Source organism: Microbacterium sp. NPDC064584 (assembly GCF_040687315.1).
GTDB classification, from domain to species: domain Bacteria; phylum Actinomycetota; class Actinomycetes; order Actinomycetales; family Microbacteriaceae; genus Microbacterium; species Microbacterium lacus.
Map to the genome: position 1 here is coordinate 883207 of NZ_JBFBMZ010000001.1, position 16615 is coordinate 899821.

At 72.5% G+C, this 16615-nt stretch carries 15 protein-coding genes; 8 read left to right on the forward strand and 7 right to left on the reverse strand.

Translation table 11 applies throughout. The features are described from left to right. Positions 1-7: 7 nt before the first annotated feature. Positions 8-1444, reverse strand: a complete 1437-nt coding sequence (hydA, locus tag AB0P18_RS04220; RefSeq protein ID WP_363359066.1) for a dihydropyrimidinase — start codon at positions 1442-1444, stop codon at positions 8-10. 11 nt (positions 1445-1455) lie between these two features. Then, complete coding sequence (locus AB0P18_RS04225) at positions 1456-2304, reverse strand: nitrilase-related carbon-nitrogen hydrolase (RefSeq protein ID WP_344051692.1); 849 nt, start codon at positions 2302-2304, stop codon at positions 1456-1458. Between the two features lie 163 nt (positions 2305-2467). Here AB0P18_RS04225 and AB0P18_RS04230 point away from each other — a divergent pair, with 163 nt between their 5' ends. The 5 genes from AB0P18_RS04230 (at position 2468) to AB0P18_RS04250 (ending at position 8287) form a co-directional block, all read left to right on the forward strand. Next, on the forward strand, positions 2468-3622 hold the full coding sequence (locus AB0P18_RS04230; RefSeq protein WP_363359067.1) for a histidine kinase: 1155 nt from the start codon (positions 2468-2470) through the stop codon (positions 3620-3622). Then, positions 3619-4260: a response regulator transcription factor gene (locus tag AB0P18_RS04235; RefSeq protein ID WP_363359068.1), complete on the forward strand. Its 642-nt coding sequence runs from the start codon at positions 3619-3621 to the stop codon at positions 4258-4260. Before AB0P18_RS04230 ends, AB0P18_RS04235 begins: the two co-directional genes overlap by 4 nt. A gap of 21 nt (positions 4261-4281) precedes the next feature. Beyond that, entirely contained in the window at positions 4282-5865 is a 1584-nt protein-coding gene (locus AB0P18_RS04240) for a phosphatase PAP2 family protein (protein ID WP_363359069.1), read from the forward strand. 161 nt (positions 5866-6026) lie between these two features. Further along, entirely contained in the window at positions 6027-6818 is a 792-nt protein-coding gene (locus AB0P18_RS04245; protein ID WP_363359070.1) for an ABC transporter ATP-binding protein, read from the forward strand. Beyond that, a complete protein-coding gene (locus AB0P18_RS04250) occupies positions 6815-8287 on the forward strand; it encodes an FtsX-like permease family protein (RefSeq protein WP_363359071.1) in 1473 nt (490 codons plus the stop codon). The genes AB0P18_RS04245 and AB0P18_RS04250 overlap by 4 nt, the downstream gene beginning before the upstream one ends. Before the next feature lie 3 nt (positions 8288-8290). Here AB0P18_RS04250 and AB0P18_RS04255 read toward each other — a convergent pair whose 3' ends face one another. Then, complete coding sequence (locus AB0P18_RS04255) at positions 8291-8809, reverse strand: hypothetical protein (protein ID WP_344051703.1); 519 nt, start codon at positions 8807-8809, stop codon at positions 8291-8293. 79 nt (positions 8810-8888) lie between these two features. Between AB0P18_RS04255 and AB0P18_RS04260 the strand changes: the two genes are divergently transcribed. Then, positions 8889-9476 carry a 2-phosphosulfolactate phosphatase gene (locus tag AB0P18_RS04260; protein ID WP_344055784.1) on the forward strand — a complete coding sequence of 196 codons (588 nt, stop codon included), beginning with the start codon at positions 8889-8891 and terminating at the stop codon, positions 9474-9476. A 28-nt stretch (positions 9477-9504) separates the two neighbouring features. Here AB0P18_RS04260 and AB0P18_RS04265 read toward each other — a convergent pair whose 3' ends face one another. The 3 genes from AB0P18_RS04265 to AB0P18_RS04275 form a co-directional block, all read right to left on the reverse strand. Then, positions 9505-9993, reverse strand: coding sequence for a SprT-like domain-containing protein (locus AB0P18_RS04265; RefSeq protein ID WP_363359072.1), 489 nt, complete (start codon positions 9991-9993; stop codon positions 9505-9507). A 34-nt stretch (positions 9994-10027) separates the two neighbouring features. After that, positions 10028-10555 (reverse strand): hypothetical protein, encoded by a 528-nt coding sequence (locus AB0P18_RS04270; protein ID WP_344051707.1) that lies wholly within the window; start codon positions 10553-10555, stop codon positions 10028-10030. 93 nt (positions 10556-10648) lie between these two features. Next, positions 10649-11518, reverse strand: a complete 870-nt coding sequence (locus tag AB0P18_RS04275) for a fused MFS/spermidine synthase (protein ID WP_363359073.1) — start codon at positions 11516-11518, stop codon at positions 10649-10651. A gap of 51 nt (positions 11519-11569) precedes the next feature. On the opposite strand from AB0P18_RS04275, the gene AB0P18_RS04280 reads away from it, so the two are divergent. Then, entirely contained in the window at positions 11570-12325 is a 756-nt protein-coding gene (locus AB0P18_RS04280) for a 5-oxoprolinase subunit PxpA (protein WP_363359074.1), read from the forward strand. After that, on the forward strand, positions 12322-13896 hold the full coding sequence (locus tag AB0P18_RS04285) for a 5-oxoprolinase/urea amidolyase family protein (RefSeq protein WP_363359075.1): 1575 nt from the start codon (positions 12322-12324) through the stop codon (positions 13894-13896). The genes AB0P18_RS04280 and AB0P18_RS04285 overlap by 4 nt, the downstream gene beginning before the upstream one ends. A 13-nt stretch (positions 13897-13909) precedes the next feature. Here AB0P18_RS04285 and AB0P18_RS04290 read toward each other — a convergent pair whose 3' ends face one another. Beyond that, positions 13910-16537: a DUF4062 domain-containing protein gene (locus tag AB0P18_RS04290; RefSeq protein ID WP_363359076.1), complete on the reverse strand. Its 2628-nt coding sequence runs from the start codon at positions 16535-16537 to the stop codon at positions 13910-13912. Positions 16538-16615 lie beyond the last annotated feature (78 nt).

Consider the following 16615-nt stretch of genomic DNA (forward strand, 5'->3'; position numbering starts at 1 on the left):
GCGCCTCTCACGTCAGGTACTGGCTGAGGCCGCGCTTCAGGAAGCGCCCGTCGCCCTTGGCGCCCAGGTAGGCGTTGTCATCGACGATGACCTTGCCTCGCGAGAGCACGGTGTCCACGTGACCGTCGATCTCGTAGCCCTCCCACGCGGAGTGGTCCATGTTCATGTGGTGGGTCTTGCCCACCCCGATCGACGTGTGCCCGTTCGGGTCGTAGACGACGATGTCGGCATCCGCCCCCGGCTGGATCACGCCCTTGCGTCCGTGGAGGCCGAACATGCGCGCCGGAGTGGTGGAGGTGAGCTCGACCCACCGCTCGAGCGTGATCTTGCCGGTCACCACGCCCTGGTACATGAGGTCCATGCGGTGCTCGACCGAGCCGATCCCGTTCGGGATCTTGCGGAAGTCGCCGAGGCCGAGCTCCTTCTGGTCCTTCATGCAGAACGGGCAGTGATCGGTCGAGACCATCTGCAGGTCGTTCGTGCGCAGCGCCTGCCACATGTGGTCCTGGTGACCTTCGGCGCGCGAGCGCAGCGGCGTCGAGCACACCCACTTCGCGCCTTCGAACCGACCCCACTCGTCGCTCTGCGCACCCAGCTGTTCTTCGAGCGAGAGGTACAGGTACTGCGGGCACGTCTCGCCGAACACGTTCTGCCCGCGATCGCGCGCGGCGGCGAGCTGCTCGACCGCCTGCTTCGCGCTCACGTGCACGACGTACAGCGGCGCGCCGGTGAGGTTCGCGATCATGATGGCGCGGTGGGTGGCCTCCTCCTCCATCTGCCATGCGCGGGCGATGCCGTGGAAGTAGGGGTCGGTCTTGCCCTCCTCGATCAGCTGCGCGGCCAGGACGTCGATCACCGGTCCGTTCTCGGCGTGCATCATCGTCAGCATCCCGGTGTCACGGCTGACCTGCATGGCCTTGAGGATCTGCGCGTCGTCGGAGTAGAAGACGCCCGGGTAGGCCATGAAGAGCTTGAAGCTCGTGATGCCCTCGTCGACCAGGCCGGGCATCGCCGCGAGGGAGTCCTCGTCGACGCCGCCGATGATCTGGTGGAAGCCGTAGTCGATCGCGCAGTTGCCCGCGGCCTTCTCGTGCCACGCGGCCAGGCCGTCCTGGATGCGCTCGCCGTACGTCTGCACGGCGAAGTCGATGATGGTGGTCGTGCCGCCCCACGCCGCGGCACGCGTGCCGGTCTCGAACGTGTCGATCGCGGCGGTGCCGCCGAACGGCAGCTGCATGTGGGTGTGCGCGTCGATGCCGCCGGGGATCACGTACTTGCCGGTCGCGTCGATCACAGTGTCGACGGATGCCGCGACATCGGTGCCGAGAAGCTGCGAGCCCGGCTGCAGCACCGCGACGATCCGCTCCCCGTCGATCAGCACGTCCGCGGCGCTGCGTCCGGTCGCCGAGACGACGGTGCCGCCGGTGATGAGGGTGGTGCTCATGTCCCTGTTCCTTACGGCTTCGCGATCCGGGTGTACGAGTCGGGCCGGCGGTCCCGGTAGAACTGCCAGTCGTCGCGCATCTGCAGCACCATGTCCATGTCCAGGTCCCGCACGAGCACCTCCTCCTCCGTGCCCGAGCCGCGCTCGCCGACGAAGTTCCCCCGCGGGTCGATCACCTGGCTCGTGCCGTAGAAGTCCACGGCGAGCTCGCCGTACTCGTTGTCCTCGCGACCCACGCGGTTGGGCTGCAGCACGAAGTAGCCGTTCGCGACGGCGGCCGCCGGACCCTCGACCTCCCAGAGCCGGTTGGACAGACCGGGCTTGGTCGCGTTCGGGTTGAAGACCATGTGCGCGTCGGCCAGGCCGAGTTCCCGCCAGCCCTCGGGGAAGTGCCGGTCGTAGCAGATGTACATCCCGACGCGTCCGACCGCGGTGTCGAACACGGGGTAGCCGAGGTTGCCGGGCCGGAAGTAGAACTTCTCCCAGAACCGGTCCAGGTGCGGCAGGTGGTGCTTGCGGTACTTCCCGAGCACCGTGCCGTCGGCATCCACGAGCACGGAGGTGTTGTAGTAGACGCCGGTCTCGGCCTCTTCGTAGATCGGGAGCACCATGACCGTGCCGAGCTCTTTCGCGAGGGCGGCGAACCGCTGGACGATCGGGCCGTCCGCCTGCTCGGCGTAGCGGTAGTACTTCTTGTCCTGCGTGATGCCGAAGTACGGGCCGTAGAACAGCTCCTGGAAGCACACGACCTGGGCGCCCTGACCGGCGGCATCCCGGGCGAATCCCTCGTGCTTGTCCAGCATCGAGTCCTTGTCGCCCGTCCAGGTGGTCTGGGTGATCGCTGCGCGCACCGTCGTCATGCCCGTCTCCATTCGTCTTCATTGATCCTGTCGACCCGACGTTTCCCGTCGGTTTCAGCCTGTGTCCGGACAGTAAAGCCTCACGACGCCGGGCGGCAAGGGGTGGACCCGGATACATCGGAAGACGGATGCCGCGACACCGCGTCTCACGTAGCGTGAAACGGTGTTCCGCCCTCTGCTCCCCGTTCAGCTGACGGTGGACGTCCTCCTCGCCGTCGTCTTCGGCCTCATCGCGCTCGGCTCCGAACTGGGCAGAGGCGTCGCGGAGGCCCCGGTCGCGAGCGCGCTCACCTGCGTCCTGATGGCGTCCGCTGTCGCGGTGCGGCGGCTCTCGCCCGGCCTGGCCCTCGGGGTCGCGTGGGCCGGGGCGGTCGTGCAGATGTCGTTCGGGCGCCCGCCGATCCTGGCCGATGTCGCCGTCTTCGCAGTGCTGTACGCCACGGCCGCCTACGGGTCGCGGCTGATCTACTGGCTGGGCTTCGCGTCCTCGATCGGCGGGGCGATCGTGATCACGGCCTATCTGTTCGCGATCCCGCAGTTCGCCGGCGGTCGGCTGACCCTGGCCAGCCTGCCGCTCGCGTTCGCGGTGCTCGTCGCCGCGGGCTTCGCCCTCCTGCTGTCCTGGACAATCGGCGCGCTCGTGCGCAGCTCGGCCCGCGCCCGTGCGAATCGCGCGGCGCAGGTGCAGGCCGAAGCGGACGCCGCCGCCGAGCACGAGCGCGCCCGCATCGCCCGGGACATGCACGATGTCGTCGCGCACTCGCTCGCGGTCGTGATCGCCCAGGCCGACGGTGCGCGCTACGCCGCAGGCACCGACCCGACCGCTGCGGCCGCGGCGCTCGGCACGATCTCCACGACCGCCCGCGCGGCGCTGGCCGACGTGCGGCTGCTGCTGACCCAGCTGCGTCATCAGCAGGGCGACGGCCCGCAGCCGACGCTCGCCGATCTCGAGGAACTGTACGCCCAGGTGCGCGCGGCCGGGGTGGAGCTGCTCATCGACATCGACCCCGCCCCCGCGGGCGAGCCGTCGGCGGCCGTGCAGCTCGCGCTGTACCGCATCCTCCAGGAGGCGCTGACGAACGCGCTGCGCCACGGGGGCGGCGGCGCTGTGCACGTGACGCTCTCGTGGCGCCCGGATGGGGTGGAGTTCGCGGTGCGCAACCCTATCGGCACCGCGGAGCCGGTCGGAGGAGCCGCCGGGCACGGGCTCATCGGCATGACCGAGCGGGCGGGCCTGGTCGGCGGCCGGGTCACCGCCGCCCGCGACGGGGAGGACTTCGTCGTGAGCGGGGTCCTGCCGATGGCGGTGACCGCGTGAGCGGCATCCGGGTCGTCCTGGTCGATGATCAGGCGCTCTTCCGCGCCGGCATCCGCATGCTGATCGACTCCCAGCCCGACCTCGAGGTGGTGGGCGAGGCGGCTGACGGTGCCGAAGCGCTGAGCGTCGTGCGGGACGCGCGGCCCGATGTCGTCCTGATGGACATCCGGATGCCGGTCATGGACGGCCTGGCGGCGACGGCGGCGCTGCTCGCCGACCCCGACCCGCCGCGGATCGTCATGCTCACCACTTTCGACCTCGACGAAGCGGCCGCGCGCGCGATCCGGCAGGGCGCGAGCGGGTTCCTGCTGAAGGACGCCGAGCCGGAGTTCCTGCTGGCCGCGATCCGCACCGTGCACGCCGGGTCGGCGGTGATCGCCGCCGCGGCCACGCGCGACCTGTTCGCGCACTTCGGCGGCACGGCGCACCCCGTTCCGCCGGCGTACGCGGCCCTGACCGAGCGCGAACGGGAGATCTTCGCGCTGGCCGCGCGCGGGCTCTCCAACGCCGAGATCGCCGGGCGGGAGTTCCTGTCCGAGGCGACGGTGAAGACGCACATCAGCCGCATCCTCGCCAAGCTTGCGCTCCGCGATCGCGTGCAGCTGGTCGTCTTCGCGTTCGAGCACGGTCTGGCCTGAGGAGCGAACTACCCTCGGCATATGCGTCCCCCTTCCTCCCGGCATCCGATCGCCCGCCTCGAGCGCGCCCGCACGATGCCGCGGTGGGTGCGCCGGCTCGATGCGGCGGCCGCGCGGCGCATCAACCGCCGCGCAGCGCCGGACGCGCTGCTCACGGGGCTGAGTCGCGCCGCGGACGGCGGGTTGATCTGGGCGGCGATCGCCGCCACGATGGTCGTCTTCGCCGCGCACCGGGCGGCGCTGCGCGGCGTCGGATCCATGCTCGTCGCGGGCGTCGTCTCGGACGTCGTGGTCAAGCGCTTCTTCGACGGCCCCCGACCGGGGTGGGATGCCGTGCCCCACGCGCGGCGCCTGCGGGCCTACCCGCGCACGACGTCGTTCCCGTCCGGGCACTCCGCGAGTGCCGCGGGCTTCGCGGCCGGTGCGGCGTGGGAGTCTCCGGCCGCGGGCGCCGCCCTCGCCCCGCTCGCGGCGGGCGTCGCGTACTCGCGCCTGCACGTGGGGGCGCACTGGCTCTCGGACGTCGTCGCCGGCGTCGCGATCGGTGCGGTCGTCGCGAGCGTCGGACGCCTGGTCGTCCCCGCTCGGCGGCGGTCGTCGCCGCCCGAACCCGAGGTCGCCCAGGTGGTCGAGCGGATCGACCTCCCGGCGTCGGCGGACGGTGCGGGGGTGCTGATCGTGATGAACAGCGGAGCGGGGACATCGGTCATCCACCTCGACCCGCGTCCGGTGATCGCCGAGCGCCTGCCGAAGGCGCGCGTGCGCGAGCTCGAGGCGCACGAGGCGATGGCTGACATCGTGCGCGAGATCATGGCGGGCGAGCATCCGCCCGAGATCCTCGGCGTGTACGGCGGCGACGGGTCCGTCTCGCGCATGGCGCACCTCGCTCTGGAGTTCGACCGGCCGTTCCTCGCCCTTCCCGGTGGCACGTTCAACCACTTCGCGCGGACGGCGGGACTCGACTCGGTCGCACTCGCGCTGGACGCACTGGAAGCGGGAACCGGCATCGCGGCGAGCGTCGGGGAGCTGCGCGTCGGCGACCGCACGACCACCGTGCTCAATTCGGCATCCATCGGCGTCTATCCGGAGTTCGTCGCGGAGCGCACGAAGCGCAAGGCGCGGCTCGGCAAATGGGTGGGCGGCGTCGTCGCGGCGTGGCGGGGCCTGCGTGATGCGGAGCCGATCGAGATCTCGATCGGCGGCAAGCGGGCCCGGGTCTGGTCGGTGTTCGCGAGCATCGGCCGCAACACCCCGGGGCAGGTCGCGACCTTCCAGCGGCGGACGCTGTCGGACGACGTGCTCGACGTGCGCGTGCAGCACGCCCGCGGGTCACGGCTCCAGGCGGTTGCGGCCCTGTCGTTCGGGGCGGCCAGCCGCGCGGTTCTGCGGGCGCTGCGCCTGCTTCCGCCCGCGTCGGACATCGAGCACATCACCGCGACCGAGATCACGATCTCGGTGCGCCCGAGCCCGGGCGATGCGCCGTTCTACGCGCACGACGGCGAGCTCCAGCGTCGCCCGGCGGTCGGGCCGGACGGTCGGTACGCGATGACGTGCCGGATCCGGCCGCGCGCCCTGCGCGTCTACGCTCCCGCGCCGACGCGGTGAAAGCCCGGGGAGATTCTGCGCCTTCGGGCTTCCGGACGCCCGGGAAGGCTGATTCGGCCCCGCGCTTTCACGCCGGGGCGCGCAGCATCATCCTGGCGATGTACGCAGATGGCCCCCGCGACCGACGCGGCGCCGCCTGCCCGCTTCCTAGCGTCGAGGACATGAACCTCTCCTCCGCAGACCTCGGGCTCGCCGCCCGCGTGCACAACCTGACCAAGACCTACGGCACGGGCGAAAGCGCCGTGCGTGCCCTGGACGACGTGAGCGTCGGGATCCGCCGCGGTCAGTTCACCGCGATCATGGGACCCTCCGGCTCGGGCAAGTCCACCCTCATGCACATCATGGCGGGCCTGGATGCCGCCACCTCCGGGCACGCGTGGGTCGGCGACACCGACATCACGGCGCTGTCCGATCTCGAGCTGACGATCCTGCGCCGCCGGCGGGTGGGTTTCGTCTTCCAGGCGTTCAACCTCGTGCCGACCTTGGACGCGCACGCGAACATCCTCCTGCCCTTCGACCTCGACGGACGCCGACCGAGCGCACTCGAACGTGCCCGCATCGACGCGCTGATCGAGACCCTCGGGCTCGCCGCGCGTCTGGGTCACCGTCCGCACCAGCTGAGCGGCGGACAGCAGCAGCGCGTGGCGATCGCCCGCGCGCTCGCCACCGCCCCCGACCTCGTCTTCGCCGACGAGCCCACCGGCAACCTCGATTCGCGCAGCGGCCGCGAAGTTCTGCAGCTCCTGCAGACCGCCAGTCGCGACCACGGCCAATCGATCGCGATGGTCACTCACGATCCGATGGCGGCCGCCCACGCCGACCGGGTGATCTTCCTCGCGGACGGACGTGTGGTGGCCGACAAGCCGGGTCAGAGCGCCGAGGAGATCTCGGCTTACATGCTCGCGGCCGAGCTCGGCGCGCGGGCATCGGTGGCGCAGGCGGTCCGCGCGTGAGCGCCCTGACCGCGGAGCGGCCGATCGTGGCGGGCCGCCGGGCAGCGGCATCCGCTCCGCCGGCCTGGTTGCGCGAGCGGGGGATGGGCGCGAGCATCCTCGTCGCGGCGATCTCGAGCGCGTTCGGTGTCGTGCTGATCAGCACCACGGACTACATCGCCGCGTTCCTGCGCGCCGACCCCTACGTCGGCGACAGCGACACCCTCGCGTTCGTCCTGAGCTTCCTCACCGTCCTCCTCGTCGGCGTCGCCGTCTATGTCGCGGCGATCGTGACGGCCAACACATTCGCGACGGTGATCGCCGGGCGCACCCGGCGCATCGCGCTGCTCCGCCTCATCGGCGCATCCGCCCGTGGGCAGCGCGCCGAGGTGGCCCGGCAAGGCCTGATCGTCGGCGCGCTCGGCGCGATGCTGGGTCTGGTCGGCGGCACCGCGATCGCGGCGATCGGGCTCGGGGCCGCCGACGCCGCCTGGGGACTGTCCGTGCCGGGCTTCGCGCTCGTCCAGCCGGTTCTCCTCGTGCCGGCCGTGATCGTCGCGCTCACGACCTGGGCCGCAGCCTGGGCGGGCTCGCGCCGTGTCCTGGCCGTCACCCCGCTGCAGGCGCTCGGCGGCGCAGTCGAGGCCTCGCGTGAGCAGATCACCGCCCGCACGGGGCGCAATGTCGGCGCCGCGGTGCTCCTGGTCGCGGGCGCGGCACTGCTCGCCGCGGGCGTCGCGATCGGACTGGTGATCCCGCTCGGCGTGATCGTGGCGTTCGTCGGCGGCATCCTGTCCTTCACGGGTCTCGCGCTCGGCGCGACCCTGGTCATGCCGCCCGTGCTCCGCCTGGTCGGCCGTCTGTTCGGACGCACGGCGACCGCAAGACTGGCAGCCGAGAACGCGCTGCGCTACCCGGAGCGCTCGTCGCGCATGGCGATCGGCGTCGTGATGGGGGTGACCCTCGTGACGATGTTCGCCGTCGCGATCGAGTCGGTGAAGGTGCTCCTGACACGGGCGGGTGGAGGCTCGCTGCCGGTCGAGCTGGCGAGCGTGCTCGACTCGTTCTCGGCGATCATGATGGGGCTCGTCGCGGTCTCGGCCGTGATCGCCGGGGTCGGACTGGTGAATCTGCTCACGATCGGGGTCGTGCAGCGACGCCGCGAGCTCGGCCTGCTGCGCGCGCTCGGGGTCTCGAACGCGCAGGTGCGGCGCATGGTGCTGCTCGAGGCCGCCCACGTCACGATCGCAGCACTGGGCACCGGGCTCGTGCTCGGGATCGCATACGGGTGGGCGGGCGCCCAGTCACTGCTCGGGTCGGTCCGGGTCGATCCGGACCAGATGACCTCGATGACCCTGGTCTGGCCGGCGGTTCCGCCGGGGCCGCTGGTCGCGGTCGTGGCGGCGACGACCGTGCTGACCCTGGTGGCGGCCGTCGTCCCCACGCGCCTGGCGACCCGGGTCGCGCCGGTGGAGGCTCTCGCGGAGTGACGCTCAGCCCGCGACGGGCGCCGGGTCGGGTTCCGGATCGTGCGCCCACGTCGGGGCCATCGCGGCGATCCGGGCACCCCGCCATTGCCACGTCGCCCACAGCATGGGCCAGAGGGCGAGGGCGGTCGGTCCGCCGATCGTGAGGCGGTCGCGCCACAGGGTCTTCGTCGGGTCGCCGGGGGCGGCGGAGATCGCCATCTGGTGATCCCAGACATCCAGGCTCGCGAGGGGACCGGTGAGGGGGATCCCGCTGTCGCGGAAGATCCGCACCGGTCCGTTCGCGTCCTGCACGGTGCGCTCGCTCACGTGGATGAGCTGCCGCCCGACCGGGAGGAGACCGGCGACAGAGAGCTGCACCGGGGCATCCGTGCCCGACTCCCACGCGGTGGGCAGGCCCGCGGGATCGAGCGGCGACAGCTGCATGAGGGGTCCGTACAGCTCGGCGACGGCGCGGGGGGAGTGCACCGCGCGCCAGGCGGCATCCGCGTCGCAGTCGATCACGAGCTTCAGGAGGATGCGCATCGTCCCAGTCTCGCACCCGCTCGGCCCGCCGTACGCTGGAGCGGTGTCTCCGTTCGACCAGTCCACGTATCAGGTGCGGATGGAGTGGGGTGTCGCGGGCCTGAACCGCCTCGCCTCGGCCGACATCGTCGTGGTCGTCGATGTGCTGCGCTTCAGCTCCACCGTGATCGCCGCGCTCGAGCGGGGCGGGTCATACCCGCTGGATGCCGCCGCCCATGCCGTCTCGGCGAACGGCGCCGCCGTCGCCGAGACCGCCGGCGCGGGTGACGCGGTCGTCCTGCTCGGCGGCCTCCGCAACGCCACCGCCGTCGCGCGCGCGGTGCTCGCCGAGCAGCAGCGCCGCGGCGCGCGAACGAGCGTCGCCGTGATCGCGGCGGGCGAGCAGGCGGATGCCGGGCTCCGCTTCGCGGTCGAAGACCAGCTCGGCGCCGGTGCGGTCATCGCCGCGCTCGGCGCACTCGGGATCGATCACACCTCTCCCGACGCCGCGGTGGCGGCCGAAGCGGACCGCGCCCTCGGGCGTGCGAGCACGCATCTGCTGACCGCGAGCGGGTCGGGGCTCGAGCTCATCGCTCAGGGCAGGCGGGACGAGGTGCTCGCCGCGGCCGCGAGGGATGCGGCATCCGTCGTCCCCGTGCTGAGGGGCGGGCTCTTCGTCGCGTTCTGAACGGCGGGCGCCGCGTTCGGCGGGCCGCTCAGCGCGGGGTCATCGCGGCGAGCCGGGTCGCCGGGCTGATCTCGCGTCGGACCCACGTGAAGACGAACCGGTCGTCGAAGCGCGGCGCGCATTTCGCGCACGAGGTCGGTCGGGTCACCCGCCGGTGACGGTACGCGAGGTGGCCCGCCGGACACACGCCGACCCACGGCGCGAGCTCGGTCGCCGTCTCGCCGTGATGCGTCGTGCCGCCGACGTAGCCGAGGTCACGGGCGATCTTCTTCCACCGGGCGCCGTGGCCCGCGGTCGGACCGGCGAGCGCGTGGGCGACCTCGTGCAGCAGCGTCTGGTGGTTCGTGTCGTCGTCGTAGCGTGCCGTGAGGTAGCGCGAGACCGTGATGCGCTTGTGTGTGAAGTCGCACTGGCCGGCGCGGCGCTTGGCGTTGTCGAACCCGAACGACCAGGAGTCGTCGAGGTGGGAGGCGATCAGCGCGTCAGCCCAGACGCGCACGCGGTGAAGATCCGACATGCGGGGAGACTAGAACATCCCTACGACACGGATCTCAGCTGGCCACGACCGCGCCGGCACGGCGGCGGTCCGCGGCGTCGATCGCGAGCAGGGTCGCCTCGAGCTGGTCGTCCGTCGCGCCGGACTCCTGACGCAGGAACAGCGCCTGCTTGAAGTCCGCGCGGGCCGAGACGAAGTCCTCGCTGTCGTAGAAGACCTTGCCGCGATGCTGCAGCGCGAACGCGGCGATCGCATTCCAGCCCTGCCCCTCGGCCTCGTACGCGCACGAGGTGAGCTCCTGCTCGGCGGCGGCGTACGCGCCGCGGAAGTGCAGGACCGAAGCGTGCAGGATGCGGGCCCGGAGCAGATCCTTGCGCGTGCCGGCCATCCGGGCGACGCGCACCGACTGCTCGGACAGCACGAGGGAGTCCTCCAGGCGACCGAGCACCTTCAGCAGCCACACCCGCTCGAGCAGGGCCGGCAGCGAGCGCTGCTCGCCGATCTCGTCGAGGCGCTCCGCGCAGGCCCGGGGGTCGACCTGCTCACGCAGCGTGATCGGGTCATACCCGAGGATGTAGCTCACTGTCGACTCCTCTCCGCGCGATGCGATTCGCCTCTCCAGTGTGCCCCGGGGCGCGATCAGCCCTCGGCGGACGCGCCGCGGTCGCGCGGGAAGTCAGCGACCTCTTTCGAAGACGGATGCCGCGGGCCGCGGCGACGGCGTGGAATCGGCATCCGTCGCCACGCGCGCCCCGCGCGCGAACTCCTCGAGCTCGCGCCCTTCGGCCACTTTCGCCGGATGCGGCCCCGCCGCCATCAGGCGCGGCAGCCAGGCCGAGGGCAAGGGCGCGGGGGAGGCGGCGATCACCAGGTTGCCGAACCGGCGGCCTTTGAGCACCTGCACCTCGGCGAGGACGATCACGTGCGCGAACACCGCCTGGACGGTCGCGACCTGGCGCCGTGCGAACGCGAGTCCCGCGCCGTCGGCCACGTTGACCAGCAGCACGCCCTCGGGCGCGAGGAGTCCCGCGGCGGCCGCGTAGAACTCGCGTGTGGTCAGGTGCGCCGGGGTCTGCGAGCCCGCGTACACGTCCGACACGAGCAGGTCGACCTGTCCGGTCAGCGCCGCGGGCAGGCGCCCGAGGCCCTCGCGGGCGTCGCCGATGCGGACCCGGATCGCGGCGCCCTTCGGCAGCGGCAGCTCGCTGCGCACGAGGTCCACGAGGGCCGGCTCGAGCTCGATGACCTGCTGGCGCGAGCCCGGCCGGGTGGCGTCGACGTAGCGGGGGAGGGTCAGCGCGCCGGCGCCGAGGTGCACGGCGGTCAGCGGCTGGCGCGGCATCCGCAGCAGGTCGATCACGGCGCCCATCCGGGCGACGTACTCGAAGTGCAGGTGGGTCGGGTCGTCGAGGTCGACGTGGGACTGCGGGGTGCCGTCGACCTGCAGCTCCCACCCGCCCGCGTACTCGGAGCGCCTGACCTCCGCGAGGGTGCCGTCGGACAGCCGCGCGGATGCGGGCGTGTCCTCGAAGCGGGCGCGGGCCATGGGTCCACGCTATCCGGCCGGCTGATGGGCCCCGGTCGGTAGCGTGGACGCATGGGTGCGATCGACCTCAACGCAGACCTCGGCGAGACCGTCGACGGTGTGCCCACGGCCGACGACGAAGCGATGTTCGCGGTGATCTCGAGCGCGAGCATCGCGTGCGGCGGACATGCGGGGGATGCCGTGTCCCTGCGCACCGCCGTGGACCGCGCGGCCCGGCACGGGGTGGCCGTCGGGGCGCACCCGTCGTACCCGGACCGAGCCGGATTCGGTCGACTGCCGGTGGCGATGCCCGACGACGACCTGACCGCGAGCATCACGGCGCAGCTCGAGGCGCTGACCGCCGCGGGCGGTGACGTCCGCTACGTCAAGCCGCACGGGGCGCTGTACCACGCCGTCTCGGCCGACCCCGCGGTGGCCGCAGCGGTCGTGCGCGCCGTCGCCGCCCTCTCCGACCGGCTCGGACGCGCGGTGCCGCTCCTCGGGCTCGGCGGTGCGGGAGAGCGGTCCGCCCGCGCCGCCGGCATCGGCTTCGTCGCGGAGGCGTTCCTGGACCGGGGCTACCTCCCCGACGGCGCCCTCGTGCCCCGGGGGTCGGCGGGGGCGCTGCTCGCCGACCCCGACCTCGTCGCGCGCCGGGCGGTGCGCCTGGTGACCGAGGGCGTGGTGCAGGCGACCGACGGCACGACGGTGCCGGTGGAGGCGGCATCCCTGTGCCTGCACGGCGACTCGCCCTCGGCCGTCGCGATGGCGCGGGCGGTGCGCGCCGCGCTGGATGATGCCGGCATCGCGGTGAAGGCGCCGTGGTGAGCACGCGGATCCTCCCGCTCGGTCAGCGCGCCCTGCTGGCAGAAGTGCCCGATCTCGCGGACGTCCTCGCGCTGCACGCGCGCCTCGAGGCCTCCCGGCCGGCAGGGGTCATCGATCTCGTGCCGGCGGCGCGGACCGTGATGGTGCGGGTCGACCCGCGCGTTCTGCTCCTGTCGGCGGCGCGCGCGTGGATCGAGGCGGCGTCGACGGATGCCGCTCCCCTTCTCGCCGCGGACACCCGCGAGGTCGAGATCGGCGTGCGGTACGGCGGCGCGGATCTCGCCGAGACCGCTCTGCTGCTCGGCGTCTCCGTGGACGAGCTCGTCGCCCGGCACACCGCCGCACGCTGGACGGTCGCGTTCACCGGCTTCGCGCCGGGGTTCGGCTATCTGGTGAGCCCGGACTGGCCGTTCGACGTCCCGCGCCTGGCCGCGCCACGCACCCGGGTCCCGGCGGGCGCGGTGGGCCTGGCCGGGGAGTTCACGGGTGCGTATCCCCGCGCGACTCCCGGCGGCTGGCGACTGATCGGGACGACGGATGCCGCGCTGTTCGATCCGGATGCGGCATCCCCCGCCCTGCTCGCCCCCGGCACCCGCGTGCGCTTCCGCCCCGCCCGCCCCCGCCCAGACGCTGAGACGACTTCTGCACGTCGAGACCATGGTGTTCACCCACCGTCTCGACGTGCAGAAGTCGTCTCACGGTCTGGAGTGATCGAGGTCGTGGAGCCGGGGCTGCTCGCCACGGTGCAGGACCTCGGACGTGGTGGAGCCGCGGCGCTCGGGGTCGCGCGGTCCGGCGCGCTGGACCGGGGCTCCGCCCGCACGGCGAACCGGCTCATCGGCAACCCCGAGTCCGCCGCCGTCATCGAGGTCACGATGGGCGGATTCCGCGCGGTCGCCCGCCGCGACCTGTGGTTCGCGGTGGCCGGAGCGTGGGGACCGATCCGCCTCGCCGGGCACGAGCTCGACCCCTACGAAGCGCACGCGTGGCCGGCCGGCGAGGAGCTTCACCTGGACTGGTTCGCGCACGGCGCGCGCGGCTACCTCGCCGTCCGCGGAGGCATTCGGGGCCCGAAGGTCCTCGGCTCGCACGCGACCGACGTCCTGTCCGGCCTCGGCCCGCCGCGCCTGGACGCCGGCGCCGTGCTCGAGGTCGGCGCGACCCCGGACGCCCCGATACCCGTCGCGGATCTCGCCCCGTGGGGCGCCCCGCACGATGACGAGCTCGAGATCGAGCTCGCCCCCGGCCCGCGGGCCGAGTGGTTCACGGCATCGGCCCGCGATGCGCTCTTCGAGGCGGTGTGGACGGTCACGAACGACGCCGACCGCGTCGGCATGCGCCTGGACGGACCCGAACTGCAGCGCGAACGCGCCGGCGAGCTGCCGAGCGAGGCGATGGTGGCCGGCGCTCTCCAGGTGCCGCCGAGCGGGCGCCCCACGATCCTGCTCGCCGATGGTCCGGTCACCGGTGGCTACCCCGTGATCGCCGTGGCGACGGATGCCGCGCTCGACCTGCTCGCCCAGGCGAGGCCCGGCACGCGCATCCGCTTCCGCCACGCGCGGCCGGTCTGACGGAGCCGGTGCCTCACCAGTGCGCGACGGCATGCGCCACGGAGGCATCGGCGTCGGGCAGCGCGAGGGCGACCGCCTCGGCCACGCTCAGCTCGGCACCCGTGCGCTCGCCGTCCGCGACGGCGTCCGGCTGGGCCCGCCGGACGGCGTCCAGCGAGATCTCGTGCACGGTGAAGGCCTCGACGTCGAACACCCCGATCCGGTGGCGGATCGCCGCGGCCGCCGCCGAGAGCGCCCCCGCGCGGTGCGCGTCGCCGTGGGCCGCGGCGATCGCGCACATGCCCTCCAGCCCGTACGCGACGCCCTCGTCGTGGTGCAGCGTGATCGAATCCACGAGCGTCCGGCGGAAGAAGTCCTCCGCCTCGGAGGTCTTGCCGCCCACGAGCAGAAGCCGGCCGATCTGGTTGCCGGCGACCGAGCGGGTGAACAGGTCGCCGCCGGACTCGGCGACTTCGCTGGCCCGGCGGAAGTGCGCCAGGGCCGCCTCCGGCTCGCCGCGCAGCCACGCCACCCGGCCGAGGGAGACCCGGGTGATCGCCTCGCCCCAGCCGTTGCCCAGGCGATGCAGGCGCTCGACGGCATCGTCCAGCTCCCGCGACGCGGTCTCGATGTCCGGTCGAGGCAGTTGCACACGCGCGGTAGCCCGCGCGGCCAGCGCCATGGCCGCAGCATCCTCGTCGCCGCTCTCGGTGAACAGCCGCACGCACTCGGCGAGCCCGGCGACCACCTCTTCGGACGGGTGCTGCCACATCTCGCCCCACAGCGCGTAGAACCAGGCGACGGCGCGCGAATGCGGGCGGATCGGCTGCTCCTTGCCGAGGAGCTCGAGCATCCACACGCGGACGCCGCCGAGGAGGCCCATGATCCACCAGTAGATGAGCAGGCTCCACGCGAAATCCGCGGCATCGTCCAGGCGATCGGTGTAGATGAGGTGGCGGACCGCGGCGCGCAGGTTCGCCAGCTCGATGCTCAGCGCGGCGAGGATGCTCGCCTGGCTCGCGCTGCGCAGTTCGCCGGCATCCCGACGCACCAGCGCGGTGTAATAGTCGGCGTGCGCCGCCCGCATGTGATCGGCGTCACCGCGCTCCTTCAGCCGTCCGAGTGCGTACTCGCGGACGATCGCCAGGAGCGAGAGCACCGTCCGCCCGCCGACCTCGGTCTGCTTGACCAGCGAGCCGTCGATCAGTGCGGTCAGCCCGTCGATCGCGCGCCCGTCCCAGACCCTGCCCGACCCGAGGGCTTCGACCGCCTCGACCGAGAATCGTTCGGCGAAGACGCTCAGGTCCTCCAGAAGCGCCCTGTCCTCGGCGCTGAGCAGACTCACGCTCCAATCCAGCGTGGCCCGCATGGTGCGGTGGCGCTCCGGGAGGTCGCGCACCGCGGCAGTGAGGAGCGGCAGCGTGCTCCGCAGGCGCTCAGCGATGCCGACGGGGGTGAGCATGCGTACTTTCGCGGCGGCGAGCTCGATCGCCAGCGGAAGTCCCTCCAGGCGTCGGCAGATGTCCATGACGGCGCCGGCGTTCTCCTCCGTCAGTGCGAAGGAGGGCTTCGCGGCCTGCGCGCGGTCCACGAACAGATCCACCGCCGCCGAGCCAGCGGCCCGGTCCAGAGTGCCGGGCGCTCCTCGGGCGGGGACGGAGAGCGGTCGGACGTCGTAGACCTGCTCGCCGCGAATCCTCAGCACGACCCGGCTCGTGACCAGGAAGGTCGCACTCGGCGCCACCGTGTAGAGCCGCACCAGAACGGGAGCGGCATCCACGATCTGCTCGAAGTTGTCGAGGACGAGCAGCACGTCGCGGTCCTCGAGGGCGCGCGAGATGCGCTCTTCGAGCACGGCTTCGCCGTTGTCGCGGATGCCGAGCGTGTAGGCGATCGTCGGCAGCAGCAATCCGGGCTCGAGCACGTTCTCCAGCGCCACGAAGTACGTGCCGTCCGGGAACAGGCGGCGCGCCGCGATCGCCGACTCGATCGCCAGGCGGCTCTTGCCGATGCCGCCCGGGCCGATGAGGCTGATCACGCGGTGCCCGCCGCGCTGGAGCAGCCCGCACAGATCGGCGATGTCCCGCTCCCGCCCGATCGTGGTCGAATAAGGAACCGGAACACGGGCGATCAGCGACGAGGTCGCGTCCTCCTCCGCGGCGGCGTCGCGCGACTCGTCGAACCGCTCGGCGAGCAGCGTCGCCAGGTCAGCCGCGACCTGCTCGCCCAGCTGCGCGGGGTCCTCGAACGGGAGGTACGCGGCAGTGTCGTCCTCCTGGATGCGGTGGATGAGCTCCTGGAGGCGTTCGTCGCGTGTGTGCGTGCTCTTGACGTAGATGAGCTTGGGCATCGCCCGCGGAGCCAACCGGTACTCGTCCTCCAGCCCCGAGATCTCCTCGCCCGGTGCGACCCAGCCGTAGCTGTCGCCGTAGATGCCCACGAAGACGTCGCTCTGCGCGAGGTAGGAGCGGTACAGCTCGCGAGGAGGGTGCGGGCGGGCGCCGAGCTCGAACATGACCGGCGCCAGATGCATGCCCTCCACCGCGGAGCGCACGCTTCTGCGCTCCTCGGCCATCTCTCGCTGCGTCGAGGAGACGAACACGCGCAGGCGCTGATCGGGCGTGCGGATAGGCCCGGAACGCGCGTCGGGTACAGCCCCCATCCGCCCATTGTGGGCAGTGCGGACCTCCGCCGTAAAGAGTCCGACGGATGCCGACCGACCGCGAGGCGCGCGGTTATA